At 61.4% G+C, this 18,580-nt stretch carries 22 protein-coding genes; 13 read left to right on the forward strand and 9 right to left on the reverse strand.

Annotated features, from left to right (window positions below):
• Window positions 1–25: 25 nt before the first annotated feature.
• The 10 genes from ccmA (at window position 26) to AC193Q_RS00835 (ending at window position 7,407) form a co-directional block, all read left to right on the forward strand.
• On the forward strand, window positions 26–661 hold the full coding sequence (gene ccmA / locus AC193Q_RS00790; RefSeq protein WP_047292581.1) for a cytochrome c biogenesis heme-transporting ATPase CcmA: 636 nt from the start codon (window positions 26–28) through the stop codon (window positions 659–661).
• Window positions 658–1,326 carry a heme exporter protein CcmB gene (gene ccmB / locus AC193Q_RS00795; RefSeq protein ID WP_003222942.1) on the forward strand — a complete coding sequence of 223 codons (669 nt, stop codon included), beginning with the start codon at window positions 658–660 and terminating at the stop codon, window positions 1,324–1,326. Before ccmA ends, ccmB begins: the two co-directional genes overlap by 4 nt.
• A gap of 77 nt (window positions 1,327–1,403) precedes the next feature.
• Window positions 1,404–2,159 carry a heme ABC transporter permease gene (locus AC193Q_RS00800; protein ID WP_095667169.1) on the forward strand — a complete coding sequence of 252 codons (756 nt, stop codon included), beginning with the start codon at window positions 1,404–1,406 and terminating at the stop codon, window positions 2,157–2,159.
• Entirely contained in the window at window positions 2,156–2,332 is a 177-nt protein-coding gene (gene ccmD, locus AC193Q_RS00805) for a heme exporter protein CcmD (protein WP_003222944.1), read from the forward strand. Before AC193Q_RS00800 ends, ccmD begins: the two co-directional genes overlap by 4 nt.
• On the forward strand, window positions 2,329–2,784 hold the full coding sequence (gene ccmE / locus AC193Q_RS00810) for a cytochrome c maturation protein CcmE (RefSeq protein WP_041072935.1): 456 nt from the start codon (window positions 2,329–2,331) through the stop codon (window positions 2,782–2,784). The genes ccmD and ccmE overlap by 4 nt, the downstream gene beginning before the upstream one ends.
• A 3-nt stretch (window positions 2,785–2,787) precedes the next feature.
• On the forward strand, window positions 2,788–4,776 hold the full coding sequence (locus AC193Q_RS00815) for a heme lyase CcmF/NrfE family subunit (protein WP_483879058.1): 1,989 nt from the start codon (window positions 2,788–2,790) through the stop codon (window positions 4,774–4,776).
• Window positions 4,773–5,309: a DsbE family thiol:disulfide interchange protein gene (locus AC193Q_RS00820; RefSeq protein WP_041072930.1), complete on the forward strand. Its 537-nt coding sequence runs from the start codon at window positions 4,773–4,775 to the stop codon at window positions 5,307–5,309. The genes AC193Q_RS00815 and AC193Q_RS00820 overlap by 4 nt, the downstream gene beginning before the upstream one ends.
• The gene (locus tag AC193Q_RS00825) at window positions 5,306–5,776 is read left to right on the forward strand and encodes a cytochrome c-type biogenesis protein (protein WP_041072928.1); all 471 of its coding nucleotides are present in this window, start codon (window positions 5,306–5,308) and stop codon (window positions 5,774–5,776) included. The genes AC193Q_RS00820 and AC193Q_RS00825 overlap by 4 nt, the downstream gene beginning before the upstream one ends.
• A complete protein-coding gene (ccmI, locus tag AC193Q_RS00830) occupies window positions 5,773–6,975 on the forward strand; it encodes a c-type cytochrome biogenesis protein CcmI (protein WP_047292588.1) in 1,203 nt (400 codons plus the stop codon). The genes AC193Q_RS00825 and ccmI overlap by 4 nt, the downstream gene beginning before the upstream one ends.
• Window positions 6,976–7,002: 27 nt before the next feature.
• Entirely contained in the window at window positions 7,003–7,407 is a 405-nt protein-coding gene (locus AC193Q_RS00835) for a hypothetical protein (protein ID WP_041072925.1), read from the forward strand.
• Window positions 7,408–7,465: 58 nt separating this feature from the next.
• On the opposite strand, the gene AC193Q_RS00840 is transcribed toward AC193Q_RS00835, so the two are convergent.
• The 3 genes from AC193Q_RS00840 to AC193Q_RS00850 form a co-directional block, all read right to left on the reverse strand.
• Window positions 7,466–8,041 (reverse strand): PIN domain-containing protein, encoded by a 576-nt coding sequence (locus AC193Q_RS00840; protein ID WP_047292593.1) that lies wholly within the window; start codon window positions 8,039–8,041, stop codon window positions 7,466–7,468.
• Window positions 8,038–8,505: a helix-turn-helix domain-containing protein gene (locus AC193Q_RS00845; RefSeq protein WP_095667166.1), complete on the reverse strand. Its 468-nt coding sequence runs from the start codon at window positions 8,503–8,505 to the stop codon at window positions 8,038–8,040. The genes AC193Q_RS00840 and AC193Q_RS00845 overlap by 4 nt, the downstream gene beginning before the upstream one ends.
• 82 nt (window positions 8,506–8,587) lie before the next feature.
• Window positions 8,588–9,475, reverse strand: a complete 888-nt coding sequence (locus AC193Q_RS00850) for a LysR family transcriptional regulator (protein ID WP_095667165.1) — start codon at window positions 9,473–9,475, stop codon at window positions 8,588–8,590.
• Window positions 9,476–9,782: 307 nt separating this feature from the next.
• On the opposite strand from AC193Q_RS00850, the gene AC193Q_RS00855 reads away from it, so the two are divergent.
• Both AC193Q_RS00855 and AC193Q_RS00860 read left to right on the forward strand, forming a co-directional pair.
• On the forward strand, window positions 9,783–9,995 hold the full coding sequence (locus AC193Q_RS00855) for a type II toxin-antitoxin system HicA family toxin (protein WP_041072921.1): 213 nt from the start codon (window positions 9,783–9,785) through the stop codon (window positions 9,993–9,995).
• Window positions 9,995–10,399 carry a type II toxin-antitoxin system HicB family antitoxin gene (locus tag AC193Q_RS00860; RefSeq protein ID WP_483879059.1) on the forward strand — a complete coding sequence of 135 codons (405 nt, stop codon included), beginning with the start codon at window positions 9,995–9,997 and terminating at the stop codon, window positions 10,397–10,399. Before AC193Q_RS00855 ends, AC193Q_RS00860 begins: the two co-directional genes overlap by 1 nt.
• Before the next feature lie 69 nt (window positions 10,400–10,468).
• On the opposite strand, the gene AC193Q_RS00865 is transcribed toward AC193Q_RS00860, so the two are convergent.
• Window positions 10,469–11,656, reverse strand: a complete 1,188-nt coding sequence (locus AC193Q_RS00865) for an MFS transporter (protein WP_047292599.1) — start codon at window positions 11,654–11,656, stop codon at window positions 10,469–10,471.
• 243 nt (window positions 11,657–11,899) lie between these two features.
• On the opposite strand from AC193Q_RS00865, the gene AC193Q_RS00870 reads away from it, so the two are divergent.
• Complete coding sequence (locus AC193Q_RS00870; protein WP_041072915.1) at window positions 11,900–12,520, forward strand: DUF5666 domain-containing protein; 621 nt, start codon at window positions 11,900–11,902, stop codon at window positions 12,518–12,520.
• 146 nt (window positions 12,521–12,666) lie between these two features.
• On the opposite strand, the gene AC193Q_RS00875 is transcribed toward AC193Q_RS00870, so the two are convergent.
• The 5 genes from AC193Q_RS00875 to AC193Q_RS00895 form a co-directional block, all read right to left on the reverse strand.
• Window positions 12,667–13,665 carry a sulfate ABC transporter substrate-binding protein gene (locus AC193Q_RS00875; protein ID WP_483879060.1) on the reverse strand — a complete coding sequence of 333 codons (999 nt, stop codon included), beginning with the start codon at window positions 13,663–13,665 and terminating at the stop codon, window positions 12,667–12,669.
• Window positions 13,666–13,849: 184 nt separating this feature from the next.
• Window positions 13,850–14,674 carry an ion transporter gene (locus tag AC193Q_RS00880; protein ID WP_095667160.1) on the reverse strand — a complete coding sequence of 275 codons (825 nt, stop codon included), beginning with the start codon at window positions 14,672–14,674 and terminating at the stop codon, window positions 13,850–13,852.
• Between the two features lie 21 nt (window positions 14,675–14,695).
• Complete coding sequence (locus AC193Q_RS00885) at window positions 14,696–15,610, reverse strand: urea transporter (RefSeq protein WP_483879061.1); 915 nt, start codon at window positions 15,608–15,610, stop codon at window positions 14,696–14,698.
• A gap of 208 nt (window positions 15,611–15,818) precedes the next feature.
• Window positions 15,819–17,234, reverse strand: a complete 1,416-nt coding sequence (gene pyk / locus AC193Q_RS00890; protein ID WP_483879062.1) for a pyruvate kinase — start codon at window positions 17,232–17,234, stop codon at window positions 15,819–15,821.
• Window positions 17,231–18,505: a glycerate kinase type-2 family protein gene (locus tag AC193Q_RS00895; protein ID WP_131670003.1), complete on the reverse strand. Its 1,275-nt coding sequence runs from the start codon at window positions 18,503–18,505 to the stop codon at window positions 17,231–17,233. Before AC193Q_RS00895 ends, pyk begins: the two co-directional genes overlap by 4 nt.
• Between the last annotated feature and the right edge of the window lie 75 nt (window positions 18,506–18,580).

The raw sequence follows: 18,580 nt of genomic DNA on the forward strand, positions 1-18,580 counted from the left end.
TGAACCGTATAAGGCCCGTGATCCCTTGACCAGTCCTGTCCTGCAAACCGTTGCCCTTGCCTGCGAGCGAGACCTGCGGCTGCTCTTCGAAAATCTCGAATTAAGACTGGCCAGTGGCGATATGGTGCAGATCAGCGGCCCCAACGGCAGCGGCAAGACCAGCCTGCTGCGCCTGTTGTCCGGGCTGATGCAGCCGACCAGCGGTCAGGTGCTGCTCAACGGTCAGCCTTTGACCGCACAACCGAGCGAACTGGCGCGCAACCTGTTATGGATCGGTCACGCCGCCGGGATCAAGGACCTGCTGACCCCGGAAGAGAACCTGTCCTGGCTCTGCGCCCTGCATCGGCCCGCCGCGCGCGAGGCGATCTGGCAAGCATTGGCTGCCGTAGGATTGCGCGGTTTCGAAGATGTTCCCTGTCACACCCTGTCCGCCGGTCAGCAACGCCGCGTGGCACTGGCGCGGCTGTATCTGGACAGCCCGCCGCTGTGGATTCTTGACGAGCCGTTTACCGCGCTCGACAAACAGGGCGTGGCGCAACTTGAAGAGCACCTGGCCGGGCACTGTGAACGCGGCGGTCTGGTGGTGCTGACTACGCACCACACGCTGAGCCGGATGCCGGCCGGTTATCGCGATATCGATCTGGGGAATTGGGCAGTATGAGTGTGTTCGGCCTACTGGTTGCCCGTGAGTCCCGCCTGCTGTTTCGCCGCCCGGCAGAACTGGCCAATCCGCTGATTTTCTTCGCCATCGTCATCGCATTGTTCCCGCTGGCCGTCGGCCCGGAAACTCAAGTCTTGCAAAACCTGTCCCCGGGGTTAGTCTGGGTGGCCGCGCTGTTGTCGGTCCTGCTGTCGCTGGACGGATTGTTTCGCAGTGATTTCGAAGATGGCTCCCTGGAACAGTGGGTCCTTTCGCCGCACCCGCTGCCCCTACTGGTGCTGGCCAAGGTGCTGGCACACTGGCTGTTCTCGGGACTGGCACTGGTTCTGCTCTCGCCGTTGCTGGCGTTGATGCTCGGTTTGCCGGTCGCCTGCCTGCCGGTGTTGCTGTTGTCGTTACTGCTGGGTACCCCGGTGCTGAGCTTGCTTGGCGCGGTGGGTGCGGCGCTGACGGTCGGTCTGAAACGCGGCGGCCTGTTGCTGGCGTTGCTGATTCTGCCGTTGTACATCCCGGTGTTGATCCTTGGCAGTGGCGCCTTGCAGGCCGCCTTGCAAGGCATGCCGGCGACCGGGTATCTGCTGTGGCTGGGTAGCCTGACTGCCCTGGCGATCACCCTGACACCTTTTGCAATAGCGGCTGGCCTGAAGATCAGCGTCGGCGAATAATGAGGTCTGGTTAAAATTTAACCAGCAAAGACCCTGAGACCGCTCACACCGATGAGCGGCACCGTGATGGAAACAGTATGAACTGGACCTGGTTTCACAAGCTCGGCTCGCCCAAGTGGTTCTACGGCATCAGCAGCAAGTTCCTGCCGTGGTTGAGCATCGCAGCGTTGCTGCTGATCAGCATTGGCGTGGTCTGGGGCCTGGCCTTCGCGCCGCCGGATTATCAGCAGGGCAACAGCTTCCGCATCATCTATATTCACGTACCGGCGGCGATGCTCGCGCAGTCGATTTACGTGATGCTGGCGGTGTGCGGCGTGGTCGGCCTGGTGTGGAAGATGAAACTGGCCGACGTCGCCCTGCAATGCGCCGCGCCGATCGGCGCGTGGATGACCGCCGTGGCGCTGGTCACCGGGGCGATCTGGGGCAAGCCGACCTGGGGCTCGTGGTGGGTCTGGGATGCGCGGCTGACGTCGATGCTGATTCTGCTGTTCCTGTATTTCGGGGTGATTGCGCTGGGCAACGCCATCAGCAATCGCGACAGCGCCGCCAAGGCCTGCGCGGTGCTGGCGATTGTCGGAGTGATCAACATTCCGATCATCAAGTACTCGGTGGAGTGGTGGAACACCCTGCACCAGGGCGCGACCTTCACCCTTACGGAAAAACCGGCGATGCCCGCGGAAATGTGGCTGCCGCTGTTGCTGACGGTGCTGGGGTTCTACTGCTTCTTCGGTGCCGTGCTGTTGCTGCGCATGCGCCTTGAAGTGCTCAAGCGCGAAGCGCGCGCCAGTTGGGTCAAAGAAGAAGTGCAGAACAGCCTGGAGGCCGTGCGATGAGTTTCGCTTCATTTGGCGACTTCCTCGCCATGGGCCACCACGGCCTGTATGTCTGGTCGGCCTACGGCATCTGTCTGGCAGTACTGATCCTCAACGTGGTCGCACCGATTGCGGCCCGCAAGCGCTATCTGCAACAAGAGGCGCGTCGTCTGCGCCGGGAGAACGGCAAGTGAATCCGCTGCGCAAAAAACGTCTGACCCTCATTCTGGCGATTCTGGTCGGGGTCGGCGCTGCCGTCGGCCTGGCCCTCAGTGCCCTGCAGGAAAACATCAACCTGTTTTACACGCCGACCCAGATTGCCAACGGCGAAGCGCCGCACGACACGCGCATCCGCGCCGGCGGCATGGTCGAGAAGGGCTCGCTGCAACGTTCGCCGGACTCGCTGGACGTCAAATTCGTCGTCACCGACTTCAACAAAGCCGTGACCATCACCTACCGCGGGATCCTCCCGGATCTGTTCCGCGAAGGGCAGGGCATCGTCGCCCTGGGCAAACTCAACGCCGACGGCGTGGTGGTGGCCGATGAAGTGCTGGCCAAGCACGACGAGAAGTACATGCCGCCGGAAGTGACCAAAGCGCTGAAAGACAGTGGTCAATCGGCACCGACCCCAGCGAAGGAGGGTTGATTGATGACGTCTGCACTGTTTATTCCCGAACTCGGCCATCTGGCGATGATTCTGGCGCTGTGTTTCGCGCTGGTGCAGGCCGTGGTGCCGCTGCTCGGTGCGTGGCGCGGCGACCGTCTGTGGATGGGCCTGGCCCAGCCGGCGGCGTGGGGGCAGTTCGCGTTCCTGCTGTTTGCCTTCGGTTGCCTGACCTACGCATTCATGACCGACGATTTTTCGGTCGGCTACGTGGCCATGAACTCCAACAGCGCCTTGCCGTGGTACTACAAGTTCAGCGCGGTGTGGGGCGCCCACGAAGGGTCGCTGCTGCTGTGGGCGTTGATCCTCGGTGGCTGGACCTTCGCCGTATCGGTGTTTTCCCGGCAGTTGCCGCAAGTCATGCTCGCTCGCGTGCTGGCGGTAATGGGCATGATCAGCACCGGTTTCCTCATGTTTCTGATCCTCACCTCCAACCCGTTTTCGCGGATCCTGCCGCAGATTCCGGCCGACGGTCGTGACCTCAATCCGCTGCTGCAAGACATCGGCCTGATCGTGCATCCGCCGATGCTTTATATGGGGTATGTGGGTTTCTCGGTAGCGTTTGCCTTCGCCATCGCCGCACTGCTCGGTGGTCGTCTCGACGCCGCGTGGGCACGCTGGTCGCGGCCGTGGACGATTGTCGCCTGGGCTTTCCTCGGCATCGGCATCACCCTCGGTTCGTGGTGGGCCTACTACGAACTCGGCTGGGGCGGCTGGTGGTTCTGGGACCCGGTGGAAAACGCCTCGTTCATGCCCTGGCTGGTCGGCACCGCGTTGATCCACTCGCTGGCCGTGACGGAAAAACGTGGGGTGTTCAAGAGCTGGACGGTGTTGCTGGCGATTGCCGCATTTTCGTTGAGCCTGCTCGGTACCTTCCTCGTGCGTTCCGGCGTGCTGACCTCGGTGCACGCGTTTGCTTCGGATCCTGAGCGCGGCGTGTTCATCCTGATCTTCCTGCTGTTCGTGGTCGGTGGTTCGCTGACGCTGTTTGCGTTGCGCGCGCCAGTGGTCAAGAGCCAGGTCGGCTTCAACCTGTGGTCACGGGAAACCCTGCTGCTGGGCAACAATCTGGTGCTGGTGGTGGCGGCGTCGATGATCCTGCTCGGCACCCTGTATCCGCTGATTCTCGATGCCTTGAGTGGCGCCAAGCTCTCGGTCGGCCCGCCGTACTTCAATGCGCTGTTCATCCCGCTGATGGCGTTGTTGATGCTGGTGATGGCGGTCGGCGTGATCGTGCGCTGGAAAGACACCCCGGTGAAGTGGCTGGCGAACATGCTGACCCCGGTGCTGCTGGGCAGCGTTGCACTGGCCGTGGTGGCCGGTGTCGCCTACGGCGATTTCAACTGGGCGGTGATCGCGACGTTCCTGCTTGCTGCGTGGGTGCTGCTCGCCGGTGTGCGCGACATCTTCGACAAGACTCGCCACAAGGGCCTGATCAAAGGCCTGCCAAGCCTGACTCGCAGCTATTGGGGCATGCAGATCGCGCACCTGGGCATCGCCGTGTGCGCCCTCGGTGTGGTGCTGTCGAGCCAGAACAGTGCCGAACGCGACCTGCGTCTGGCGCCGGGCGAGTCGATGGACCTGGCCGGTTATCACTTTATCTTCGAAGGCGCCAAGCACTTCGAGGGGCCGAACTTCACCTCCGACAAGGGCACCATCCGGGTGATCCGCGACGGCAAGGAAGTCAGCGTGTTGCACCCGGAAAAACGCCTGTACACCGTGCAGAGTTCGATGATGACCGAGGCCGGAATCGACGCCGGTTTCACTCGCGATCTCTATGTCGCCCTGGGCGAGCCGCTGGAAAACGGCGCGTGGGCGGTGCGGGTTCACGTCAAACCGTTCGTGCGCTGGATCTGGTTCGGCGGTCTGCTGACCGGTCTGGGCGGATTGCTGGCGGCGCTGGATCGGCGTTATCGAGTCAAGGTCAAAGCCCGGGTGCGTGAAGCCCTCGGCCTGCAAGGAGCGGCTGCATGAGACGTTGGTTGATGCTGGTACCCCTGGCGATTTTCCTGCTGGTGGCGGTGTTTCTTTATCGCGGTCTGTACCTCGATCCGGCGGAACTGCCGTCGGCGATGATCAACAAGCCCTTCCCGGAATTCAGCCTGCCGAATGTGCAGGGCGACAAGACCCTGACCAAGGCCGACATCCTCGGCAAACCGGCACTGGTCAACGTCTGGGGCACCTGGTGCATTTCCTGCCGGGTCGAGCACCCGGTACTGAACAAACTGGCCGAGCGCGGCGTGGTGATCTACGGCATCAACTACAAGGACACCAACGCCGATGCGTTGAAGTGGCTGGCCGAATTCCACAACCCGTACCTGCTGGACATCCGTGACGACGAAGGTTCGCTGGGTCTGAACCTCGGCGTGTACGGCGCGCCGGAAACCTTCTTCATCGACGCCAAGGGCATCATCCGCGACAAGTACGTCGGGGTGATCGACGAACAGGTCTGGCGCGAAAAACTCGCAGCCAAATACCAGGCACTGGTCGATGAGGCCAAGCCATGAAGCGTTTTATGGCTGCCGTGGTCTTGGGTTTGAGTCTGGCTGGTGTGGCCCACGCCGCGATTGACACCTACGAGTTCGCCAAGGAAGGCGATCGCGAGCGTTTCCGCGAGTTGACCAAGGAACTGCGCTGTCCCAAGTGCCAGAACCAGGACATCGCCGACTCCAACGCACCGATTGCCGCTGACCTGCGCAAAGAGATTTTCCGCATGCTCGGCGAGGGCAAGGACAATCAGCAGATCATCGATTTCATGGTTGATCGCTACGGTGATTTCGTCCGCTACAAACCGGCGCTCAACGCCAAGACTGCACTGCTGTGGTTCGGCCCGGCCGGGCTGTTGCTTGGCGGTCTGGTGGTGATTGTCCTGATCGTGCGCCGTCGTCGCGGTCAGCGCGCCGAAACCCCGTCATCGCTGTCCACCGAAGAACGTCAGCGCCTCGACCAACTGTTGGATAAAAACCAAGAATGATTGATTTCTGGCTTGCCGCAGGGCTGTTGCTTCTGGTCGCCCTGAGTTTTCTGCTGATCCCGGTTTTGCGTGGCCGTCGCGCCCAGCGTGAAGAGGATCGGACTGCTCTGAACGTCGCGCTGTATCAGGAACGCGTCGCCGAGCTGCAAGCGCAGCAGGCCGAAGGCGTGCTCGATGCGGCGCAAATGGACAGCGGTCGTGCGGAAGCGGCGCGTGAACTGCTCGCCGATACCGAGGGCGTTGCCGCACCGCGTGTGTCGAAACTGGGCAAGCCTTTGCCGTTGTTGGCAGCGGTGCTGGTGCCGGTGTTGGGCCTGGGGCTGTACCTGCATTTCGGTGCTGCGGACAAGGTCGAGCTGACCCGCGAGTTCGCCCAGGCGCCGCAGTCGATGGAAGAGATGACCCGGCGTCTGGAACGAGCCGTCGCCGCGCAACCGGATTCGGCGGAAGGTCTGTACTTCCTCGGTCGCACCTACATGGCCCAGGATCGTCCGGCGGACGCGGCGAAGATGTTCGAACGCGCCGCCAACCTTGCCGGTCGCCAGCCGGAGCTGCTCGGTCAGTGGGCACAGGCGCAGTATTTTGCCGACGGTAAAAAATGGTCGGACAAGCTCCAGGCCCTGACCGACGAAGCGCTGAAAGCCGACCCGAAAGAAGTCACCAGCCTCGGCCTGCTCGGCATCGCCGCGTTCGAAGGCGAGCGTTATCAGCAAGCCATCGACTATTGGAATCGCCTGCTGGCGCAATTGCCAGAGGACGACAAGTCCCGCGAAGCCCTGCAGGGCGGCATCAACCGCGCCACCGAACGGCTTGAAGCCAGCGGCGGCAAGGTCGCCGCCGCACCGGCTGCCAAGGTTGCCGCGCTGCTCAAGGTGCGCGTCGATCTGGCCAGCGAACTCAAAGGCAAGGTGCAACCGGGCGACAGCGTGTTCATCTTCGCCCGCGCCGTTTCAGGCCCACCGGCACCGTTGGCGGCCAAGCGTCTGACCGTGGCGGACCTGCCGGTGACCGTCGAACTGGGCGATGCCGACGCGATGATGCCGCAGTTGAAACTGTCGAACTTTCCTGAAGTCCAACTGGTTGCGCGCATCTCCCGCGCCGGTCAACCGACCGCCGGGGAGTGGGTAGGTCGCAGCGGCCCGCTGGCCAGCAGTACCACCGCGCCGCAAACACTGACCATCGACAGCCCGGACCAATAACCCCGGAACCCACAGGAAAGCACCGCCATGCACAGCCTCGCCCGCATCACCGTCATTACATTGGCCTTGAGCATGAGCGCATGTGCGGTGCACCGACCGGAACCGACCACCAACCTGCCACCCATCCCGCCGTCACAACCGAGCCCGACCCCGTCGACCTCGCCGACACCCGGCAAAAGCATCCCGGCCAAACCGTCCAAGCCAGTCCCACGCACCTCGGCCAGCTTCGCCCCGCCACCGGGCGGCAACAGCCACTGGGACCAGAAGCTCGGCGTCTACGTCCTCGACGACCAGCCCAACACCTTCTACCGCCAGCGCACCTACTTCCGCTGGAACAACGGCTGGACCCGCTCGATCAGCCCCAACGGCCCGTGGGAAGACACCGACATCCACGGCGTGCCGCCGGGGTTGGGCAAACAGTTCGGGCAGTGATGAGCACGCGGCGATCTTTGGATCGCCGTTTGTTTGTCTGGTGTTCCAAAACGAGTATTCAGAGCATCGCACGGTAGGCGCTTAGCGCCCGAACTGACTCGACCAATCCCTGGCGCCGCAAAAGGTCAAGGAACGGCTCGATCTCCATTGGCGGAAATTTCAGTTGTTGGCGCTGTCGTTGCGCCGCAGCGATAACAGCTGCCGGATCAAGGTGAAACAGGTTCTCGACAAACTCATCTGGGTGTTGGGCCTCGACGCCATAGGGGGCGAGGCAGGTATCGGGAAAATCTTTCAGGTTGAATGTCACGATCACCCCAGCGCCGCAGCGTATGGCTGCAGCCAATACATGGCGGTCGTTGGGATCGGGCAGGGAAAGTCCGGTGATCAGCGCTTCATAGTCACAGACACAGGCATCGGGTATCGCACGATCCATAAGCTCGGACGTGCGATCCAGTTGCTCCATCGTCAGATCGGTTCGGTTCTTCAATAAATTGCGTTTCCATTCGCCGTGAATCTCCTGGGTCCATCGGGCTCGAAATCGCCCCGAAAGCGCGAGCCACATCAGCAAGTCTCTAAGCGGGGCGGGGTACAAAACACATGCATCGTATACAGCGGTGAAAGGGGAATGCCTCACTCGTATCCTGTCCTTAAAGCCTGTGCCTGCTCCGCGAGAAGCGCCATTGCCTGCTCGCTGGCGGTATCGCGCCGGGTTTTATAGTCCATCAAATCGGCGAAACGCACACGTCGGTGCTTGCCGGTTTTGTGGTAGGACAACTCGCCGCTTTCCAGCAGTTTTATCAGGTGCGGGCGTGAGACATTGAGCAGGTCGGCGGCCTCCTGAGTGGTCAGTTCGGCATGCACCGGTACGACTTTGACGGCGTTTCCTTCAGCCAGCTCCGCCAGAATATCCATCAGTAGCCGCAGTGCCGACGTCGGAAGCTCGACCTGATGCGCCTGGTTCTGTTCGTCGAAAATCTGGATGTGCTGTGTTTCGAATTGGGTCGCCAGATAGGCGGCGAGCGCGCGTTTGCCTTCGATGGCGGCTTGGACTTCGCGCTCCACCGGGAGGTTGAGAGAGGGGTGGAGGACAATCGACATAATGAATTCCAGCATTCTGAATAAGATGCTGGAACGTTATTCGAATTAAACGAAAAACGCAATAAACGAAACGTGCGCTGGTTCAGTTCAGGTGTGTCAGCAAGTTTTCCATGTACTCCACAAACGCCCGCGCCTTCGCACTGACCATCCGCCCCGTGGGGAACACCGCCCACAAATCCTGATCCGGCAACCGCCAATCATCCATCACCGCCCTGACCGCGCCGCTTGCCAGCTCCGGGGCGAACATCCATTGCGAGGCAATCGCCAGGCCCTGATCGGCCAGCACGGCTGCGCGCAAACCTTCGGCGGCGCTGACGCGCAGGCGGCCGGTCAAGGTTTGTGTCTGCTGTTCGCTGCCTTTGGTGAAGGTCCAGGTGGCGCCGCCGCTGAGGTTGTAGACAATGCCTTGATGCTGATCCAGATCGGTCGGGCAGCACGGCTCACCGTGGCGGGCGAAGTAGGCCGGGCTGCCGAGCACCACGCGGCGGCAGTCGGCGATTTTGCGCGCGGTGAGGCTGGAGTCACTGAGCGGGCCCATGCGCAGGGCGACGTCGATGCCTTCTTCGACCAGATTGATGTTGCGGTCATCGAGCATCAGGTCGATGTTCAGGTGCGGATGCTGAGCGAGAAACGCCCCCAGTTGCGGCACGACGTGCAGGCGACCGAACGTCACCGCCGCGCTGATCCGCAGGTTGCCGCGCAAACCGCCGGCGCTGCCACGGGCGGCGTTATCGGCTTCGTTGGCTTCATCGATGGCGCGTCTGGCTCGCTCGAAAAACGCCAGGCCGGCTTCGGTTGGCGTCAGGCCACGGGTCGAGCGCAGCAACAGGCTGACCGCCAAGCGCTTTTCCAACTGAGCGATGGTTTTCGACACGGCGGGCTGGCCGATATTCAAGCGTCGCGCGGCGGCGGAAAACGAGCCGGTTTCGACAACGCAGACGAAGGTTTCCATGGCGGCGAGGCGGTCCATCTCAGGTCCTTGTGCAATCTTCAAGCATTCAGAGGAGCCCTGTGGGAGCGAGCTTGCTGGCGAAGGCGTCGGATCAGCCAGTACATTTGTTGAATATCAGACCGCTTTCGCGAGCAGGCTCGCTCCCACAGGGGAACAGGGTGTTGGCCAGGATGTAGCTTTGCGAGTCGCTGAGTTTAATCCGTGGACAAGACTGTGCCATCGATCACATGCGGTAAAACAACCGAACGTCGTTCTGCAGATTCATGTGCTTGAGTAAAGATAACTCTAGAGTTACTTTTATTCGGCCGGAGCAAGGAGGCGGTAGGTGCAAAGCAGGCTATTGATCAAGGAGCTGGAGGAGGCAGGCTGGACGCTGGATCGAGTCACCGGCAGTCATCACATCTTCAGGCATCGTTACAACCCGTACACCATTCCCGTTCCCCACCCGAAGAAGGATTTGCCGCTGGGGACGGTCAAAAGCATCAGGAGGCGTGCCGGGTTGTACCACCCGCCAGCCAGCTGCAAGGGAGATCCATAATGCAATATCCGATCTGCATCGAATGGGGTGACGACAACACCGCCATCGGTATTCAGATACCTGACATTCCCGGCGCCGTCACGGCCGGGGACACTTTCGAGGACGCCTATAACGCAGCCGTTGAAGTCGCCCATCTCATGCTGCAGGAGATGGCGGCGGACGGGGAATCGATTCCGCTGCCGACGTCGGCAGCGGCGCATCGCAATAATCCGGAGTTTGCCGACATGGGCTGGGGGATGCTCGAGCTGGATATCTCGCCGTACATGGGCAAGACCGAGAAGGTCAACGTGACGTTGCCAGGCTATGTGATCCAGCGCATCGATCGCTATGTGCGTGAACACAATGTCAAAAGCCGTTCTTCGTTTCTGGCGGATGCGGCGATGGAGAAACTGGTTCGGTATTGAGCGTCATCGCTCCCATGGGCCCGGTGAACAACCTGTGGGAGCGAACCTGCTTGCGATGCTTTTGACGTCTTAAGCGGTTGCCAATGAACCACGTTGCGAAGCACTCAAAAACCGCACCAGCGCCAGCAGCGGGAACGCGCTGCCGACAATCACGATCCACAACCAGCCGCCGTGCTCATATACCGCACTGGCGACCGACGAGCCGAAGGCGCCGCCGATGAAGATGCTGGTCATGTACAGCGCATTCAGGCGACCACGGCTTTTGGCGTCCAGCGAGTAGACCGCGCGCTGGCCGAGAACCATGTTCATCTGCACGCAGAAATCCAGTACTACGCCGGTCACGGCCAGGCCGATGACGCTGTAGGCCGGGTGGATGAAGGCGGGCAGGAAGCTCAGGCTGGCGAACAGCATGGCCAGCAGCGAGGCGATTCGGGTGTGGCCGGCGTCCGCCAGGCGTCCGCTGATCGGCGCGGCGATGGCACCGATGGCGCCGACCAGGGCGAAGATCGCGATCTCGCTCTGCGACAGGCCATGGTTACGCGCCAGCTCCAACGGCACGGCGGTCCAGAACAGGCTGAAGGTGGCGAACATGCAACCCTGATAAAACGCGCGCTGACGCAGCACCGGTTGCTGGCGCAGCAATGTCCACAATGAGCCGATCAGTTGGCCGTATGTGGCGCTGTGATCCGGTTGACGCTTGGGCACGGTCAGCGCCAGCACCACGCTGATCGCTGCCATCAACGCCGCAGCAATCATGAACATCGCGCGCCAGCCGAAATGGTCAGCGACGACGCTCGATACCGGTCTTGCCAGCAGGATGCCCAACAGCAAGCCACCCATGATCCCGCCGACCACCCGGCCACGGGATTCTTCCGGCGCCAGATGCGCGGCCAGCGGAATCAGGATCTGCACCGACACCGAACTGAAGCCCACCAGCAAAGAGATCAGCAGGAACACGTTCGGCTGACTGGTGAACGCCGCGCCGAGCAGGCTGGCAATGGCCACCACGGTGGTGATGATCATCAGTCGGCGGTTTTCCAGCAGGTCGCCCAGCGGCACCAGGAAAAACAGACCCAGCGCATAACCGATCTGTGTCAGCGAGACGATGAAGCTGGCCATGGTGTCGGAGAGGCCGATGTCCGGTGCGATCAGACCAATGATCGGTTGCGCGTAGTAGATGTTGGCGACGATGGCACCGCAGCAAAAGGCGAACAGCAGCACCATGCCTCGGGTCATTGCGTGAGTTGTAGCGTTCATAAGGTTTCTCGATCCAGCGAAAGGGAATGCGGTGAGGCTAAGGGACGCACCGACGTGGCGGTAGAAGCCTTGTATCGATAGCAGTTATTCCGTTGCGGAATGATTGGCTTCAAGCGCGGTGTCGTCCATCGGCGAACCTTGCGTCCGGCCGGAGAGCGTCGATGATACATTTACTTACATCTTCTTCGATAGCGTGCTTATGTTTACCGCTGCTGTTCAACTGTTTACCAACGGAGGATTGCCATGTTGCGTCGGCTGCTGCGTCACACCACCACGATTGTCCTGATCGGTCTGCTTGGCGCCAGCGCGGTACAGGCTGCGGATGCCCCGGGGATGCGGATCGGCGTACGCGGCGAGATCACCGGAGTCAGCGCTGACTCGTTGAAAGTCCACGTCAACAGCGGCGAGAACGTGGTGATTCAATTGACCGCTGACACCAAAGTGCGCGCCGTCACCCTGGCCAATATCGAGGACATCAAACCCGGCAGTTACATCGGCTCGGCGGCCATGCCGCAAGAGGACGGTACGCTCAAGGCGCTGGAAGTGCATGTATTCCCACCAGAACTGGCCGGCAGCGGCGACGGCCATCGACCGTTCGACCTGGCCAAGGGCAGCAGCATGACCAATGGCAGCGTCGGTGATCTGGTGGTGAGCAATGGCCGGGTGCTGACCGTCAACTACAAGGGCGGGCAGCAGAAGATTCTGGTGCCGGAGGACGTGCCGATCGTCAACCTGATGCCAGGGGATCGGAGTTTGCTCAAGGTTGGGGTGAAGATCGTGACGTTCGTCACGCAAGGCGCGGACGGCACGCTGACCGCCCAATCGATTTCCGCCGGCAAGGATGGCGTCACGCCGCCGATGTAACTGTAGGAGCTGCCGCAGGCTGCGATCTTTTGATCTTGGTTTTTAAAATCAAAGTCAAAAGATCGCAGCCTGCGGCAGCTCCTACAGGGGGTTCGCCACAAAAAAGGCGACCTGTTGAGGTCGCCTTTTTCATTTCAGTTCACGCCTTACTGACCGGTATAAATCTGATCAAAGATCCCGCCATCATTGAAGTGGGTCTTCTGCACCGAACGCCAGTCGCCAAAGGTCTTCTCAACCGAGAGGAAGTCGACTTTCGGGAAACGATCGGTGTACTTCGCCAGCACTGCCGGGTCCCGTGGACGCAGGTAGTTGGCGGCGGCGATTTCCTGGCCTTGCGGCGACCACAGGTACTTCAGGTATTCATCGGCGGCAGCGCGGGTGCCTTTCTTGTCGACCACTTTGTCGACCACCGACACCGGTGGCTCGGCTTCGGCGGAGACGCTTGGGTAGATCACTTCAAACTGATCGCGACCGAATTCGCGAGCGATCATCTCGGCTTCGTTCTCGAAGGTCACCAGCACGTCGCCGATCTGGTTGGTCATGAACGTGGTGGTCGCGGCGCGGCCACCGGTGTCGAGTACTGGCGCTTGCTTGAACAGTTTGCCGACGAAGTCCTTGGCCTTGTTTTCGTCACCGCCATTTTTCAGCACGTAGCCCCAGGCCGAGAGGTAGGTGTAGCGGCCGTTGCCCGAGGTTTTCGGGTTCGGCACGATCACCTGCACGCCGTCCTTGAGCAGGTCCGGCCAGTCTTTCAGGGCTTTCGGGTTGCCTTTACGCACGATGAACACGGTGGCCGAGGTGAACGGCGCGCTGTTGTCCGGCAGGCGGGTGACCCAGTTGTCCGGCACCAGTTTGCCGTTGTCGGCGAGGGCGTTGATGTCGGTCGCCATGTTCATGGTGATGACGTCAGCCGGCAGGCCATCGATCACCGAGCGCGCCTGCTTGCTCGAACCGCCGAAGGACATCTGCACGGTGATGTTTTCGTTGTGCTCGGCCTGCCAGTGTTTCTGGAACGCAGTGTTGTAGTCCTTGTAGAAATCGCGCATCACGTCATAGGAGACGTTGAGCAGGGTCGGTGCGGCTTGAGCCACGCTGCCAAAGGCAAGACCGGCGGCGAGAAGTGAGGCGCCAAAGAGTTTTTTCACTGCGCATTCCTTGTTGTTTATGTGTAGGAGCTGCCGAAGGCTGCGATCTTTCGACTTTGATTTTAAAAACAAGATCAAAAGATCGCAGCCTTCGGCAGCTCCTACAGGGATTGTGGGTGATGCCAATTTGCTAGTGACTATAACGGGGCACGCATAGTCATTTAAAGATTAAAAAGCTCTGTGCTTATTCCACTTTCTTGAACAGCTGACTGCCACACCGCGAGCAAAACGCTGCGTTCTGTTCATGGCTGTTTTTCTTGCACACCGGGCAGTCGTGTTGCAGCTGTTCGCCGCGCATGGCGTTGGCCAGTTCTGCGGTGAAGATCCCGGTGGGCACGGCGATGATCGAGTAACCGGTGATCATCACCAGCGAGGAAATTACCTGGCCCAGCGGGGTTTTCGGCACGATGTCGCCGAAGCCGACGGTGGTCAGGGTCACGATAGCCCAATAGATGCCTTTGGGGATGCTGGTGAAGCCGTGTTCCGGGCCTTCGATCACGTACATCAGGGTGCCGAACACCGTCACCAGGGTGCAGACGCTGACCAGGAACACCACGATCTTCTGCTTGCTGCCGCGCAGCGCCGACATCAAATAGTTGGCTTGCTTGAGGTATGGGCTGAGCTTGAGTACGCGGAAGATCCGCAGCATCCGGATGATCCGGATGATCAGCAGGTACTGCGCATCGCTGTAATACAGCGCGAGGATCCCCGGCACGATCGCCAGCAGATCCACCAGTCCGTAGAAACTGAAGGCGTAGCGCAACGGCTTCGGTGAGCAGTACAACCGCAGGATGTACTCGCCGAGAAAAATGACGGTGAAGCCCCATTCGATGTAGGCCAGCACATCGGCGTAGTTCTGGTGAATGCTGTCGATGCTGTCAAGCATCACCACCACCAGGCTGGCAAGAATGATCAACAGCAAGGTGCCGTCGAAGCGCCGCCCGGCGAGGGTGTCGCTCTGGAAAATCATCACGTAAAGCCGTTCACGCCAACTGTTGCTGCTGTCCATGGATAACGCCTGAATTGAAGATCAGCGCAGCCTAGGTTGATTGTCCCCCTGTGCGCAAGGCGTGGCGTCGACGGCCGCTTTGCCGAGCATCTGGATCCCGGCGCGGATCAGCCAGCCGGCGAGGATGAACGGCGCGGTCAGCGTCGCCAGACCAAGGGCGGCGAACAGCGGCGTGACCAGCAGCGCCAGGACGATGCCCAGCAGCGGCAGCCACGGTTGTTGACGCTGTGAACTGAAGGCGAGGGCGGCGAGCACCGCGTTGTAACTGCCCAGTCCCAGCAACGCTGCAGCGGTTTCGTGGTGCAGCAGGCTGGATGCCAGGCCGATGCCGGAAGCCAGCAGCGCCCAGCAGAACGCGCGGCGATCGGCGATCAAAAGACCGATGCCGATCAACGCGCCGGCCAGCGGATGACCGAGGAACATCACCTGACCCAGTCCACGCAGTTCAGCGGCGAGCAGGTTCAGCGTGGTCATCTCGATGTGAGTCATCGGCGCAGACGGTTCGGCGAACAACAGTAACACCCAGCTCATTGCTACAAACGGTGAGGTGTAGGCCGGTATCGATCGGCTGCGGTACACGTATTTGAGCCATTGCTGAGTGACCATCGCACTGAGGCCACCGGCCGCCAGAATCAGCGGCGGCAGCATCGGCGACCACGGGAAATACAGGCTTAGCACCAAGCCAAGCAGCACGCCGTTGTAACTGAACAACCCGGCCTGACGATCCGCTTTGGCGTAGTTGCGCCGTTGCGCAGTGAGCAGGCCGGCGACTGCGCCGAGCAGCGCGCCGGCAAACAGCACCGGCGCAGTGAGCAGGATCGCCAGCAGGCACAACAGGCCGCACAGCGGATGGCGCTGGAGGAAAATCTGACTGAAACCGTTGAGCAAAGCCTCGGCCCAGTCGGGGCAGTGGGTGTTGAAATGATTGGCAGGCATGTTGAAAAAATCTGGGCAGTTGGACAATCAAAAGGTCTTGCTTACCTGTGGTGAGGGGATTTATCCCCGATGGCTGCGAAGCAGCCCCAAATCGGTGAATGCGGTTTTTCTGTGAAAACCGTCACTCTCTTGAAGCGGTGACTGCTGCGCAGTCAATCGGGGATGAATCCCCTCACCACAGGTTTTGTATTCACATCAAAAATATGGGTCAGATCAGCGTTTCGATCCGCAGTGAGTTGGTCGATCCCGGCTGCCCGAACGGCACACCGGCGGTGATCAGCAAGGTATCGCCACGCTCGGCCATGCCTTGCGCCTGGGCGATTTCCAGCGCCGTCGAACACACTTCATCGACCTGACGCAGGCGATCGTTGACCACCGAATGAATGCCCCACGCCACGCTCAAGCGCCGCGCGGTCTGCAGGTTCGGCGTCAGGTTGAGGATCGGCGCTTTCGGTCGTTCCCGTGCTGCGCGCAACGTCGAAGCGCCCGATTCGCTGTAGTTGACCAGCACCGCCACCGGCAGCACGTTGCTGATGCGGCGGATCGCGCAACTGATCGCATCGGACACCGTTGCCTCGGCTTTCGGTCGGCTGACGTCGAGTTGGGTCTGGTAGTCCGGACCGTTTTCCACCTGGCGAATGATCTTGCTCATCATCTGCACCGCTTCCAGCGGGTATTCGCCGGACGCGGTTTCGGCCGACAGCATCACCGCATCTGCGCCTTCAGCCACGGCGTTGGCCACGTCGGTGACTTCCGCGCGGGTCGGGGCCGGGGAGAAACGCATCGATTCGAGCATCTGCGTCGCCACCACCACCGGTTTGCCCAGTTCGCGGCAGGTGCTGATGATGTTTTTCTGGATCTGCGGCACGCTTTCTGCCGGCACTTCCACGCCGAGGTCGCCGCGAGCGACCATGATCGCGTCGCTCAGTTGGGCGATTTCGCGCAGTTGCTCAACCGCCGACGGCTTCTCGATTTTCGCCATCAGGAAGGCCTTGTCGCCGATCAGCTCGCGGGCTTCGAGAATGTCCTGCGGGCGTTGCACGAACGACAGCGCCACCCAGTCCACACCCAGCTCCAGACCGAAGCTCAGGTCGCGGCGATCCTTGGCGGTCAGCGGGCTGAGGTCGAGCACCGCTTGCGGCACGTTCACGCCTTTGCGGTCCGACAGTTCGCCGCCGGCGAGCACGGTAGTGTCGATCGCGTCGGAGTATTTGGTGACCACGCGCAGGCGCAGTTTGCCGTCATCCAGCAGCAGATCCATGCCGGCTTCGAGCGCGGCGATGATCTCCGGGTGCGGCAGGTTCACCCGGCGTTCATCGCCCGGGGTCGCGTCCAGATCGAGGCGGAAGGCCTGACCGCGATGCAGCTGCACCTTGCCGTCGGCGAACTTGCCGACGCGCAGTTTCGGCCCCTGCAAATCCATCAGAATGCCCAGCGGATAGTTGAGCTGGCGCTCGACTTCGCGGATCCACTGATAGCGCTTGGCGTGGTCGGCGTGATCGCCGTGGCTGAAGTTCAGGCGGAAGATGTTGACCCCGGCCTCGACCAGTTCACGGATGTCTTCGATGCCGTCGACGGCAGGCCCGAGGGTGGCGAGGATTTTGACCTTTTTATCAGGCGTCATGATTTGCAGTTCTCAAGGATCAGGATGGCGCGGAAGTCGTTGACGTTGGTGCGGGTCGGTTCGGTGACGATCAGCGCGTCGAGCGCCTCGAAGTAGCCGTAACCGTTGTTGTTATCCAGCTCGTCGCTGGCGCTCAAACCGAGGGCGGCGGCGCGGGCGTAGCTGTCCGGGGTCATGATCGCGCCGGCGTTGTCTTCCGAACCGTCGATGCCGTCGGTGTCACCGGCCAGCGCGTAGACGCCGGGCTGGCCTTTGAGGCTGTCGGTGAGGCTGAGGAGGAATTCGGCGTTGCGCCCGCCACGGCCATTGCCGCGTACGGTCACGGTGGTTTCGCCGCCGGAGAGAATCACGCACGGCGCTGCCAGTGGCTGCCCGTGATTGATGATCTGCCGGGCGATGCCGGCGTGGACTTTCGCCACTTCGCGGGATTCACCTTCCAGGTCGCCAAGGATCAGCGTGCTGAAACCGGCCTGACGGCATTTCACCGCCGCGGCATCCAACGATTGCTGCGGGCGGGCGATCAACTGGAAGTGACTGCGGGCCAGGCTCGGGTCGCCGGGTTTGACGGTTTCCGATTCCGGGCTTTGCAGCCAAGTACGCACGGACGCCGGGACTTCGATGCCGTAGCGCTTAAGGATCGCCAGCGCTTCGGCGGAAGTGCTCGGGTCGGCCACGGTCGGACCGGAGGCGATGACCGTGGCGAGGTCGCCCGGCACATCGGAAATTGCGTAGGTGTAGACGGTGGCAGGCCAGCAAGCCTTGCCGAGGCGGCCGCCCTTGATCGCCGAGAGGTGCTTGCGCACGCAGTTCATTTCGCCGATGGTCGCGCCGGATTTGAGCAGGGCTTTGTTGATCGACTGCTTGTCGGCCAGGGTGATGCCTTCGGCCGGCAGGGCGAGCAGGGCAGAGCCGCCACCAGAGAGCAGGAAGATCACGCGGTCGTCTTCAGTCAGATTGCTGACCAGTTCCAGCACGCGTTTGGCCACGGCCAGGCCGGCAGCGTCCGGTACCGGGTGCGCGGCTTCGACCACTTCGATTTTTTCGCACGGGGCGCCGTGACCGTAACGGGTCACTACCAGGCCCGAGACTTCGCCCTGCCAGCTGCGCTCGACCACTTGTGCCATGGCAGCGGCGGCTTTGCCGGCGCCGATGACGATCACCCGACCCGTGCGATCGGCAGGCAGATGGGCTTCGAGGACCTGGTTCGGATGGGCCGCGTCGATGGCTGTGGCAAACAGCTCACGCAGCAGTTGTTGCGGATCGACCGACATGGCGGGCTCCCGGAATTCTTGTTATTGGGATGGAACGACAACGGTGCAGCGACGCGATCCTTGTGGGAGCTGGCT

The organism is Pseudomonas sp. F2, assembly GCF_057174385.1.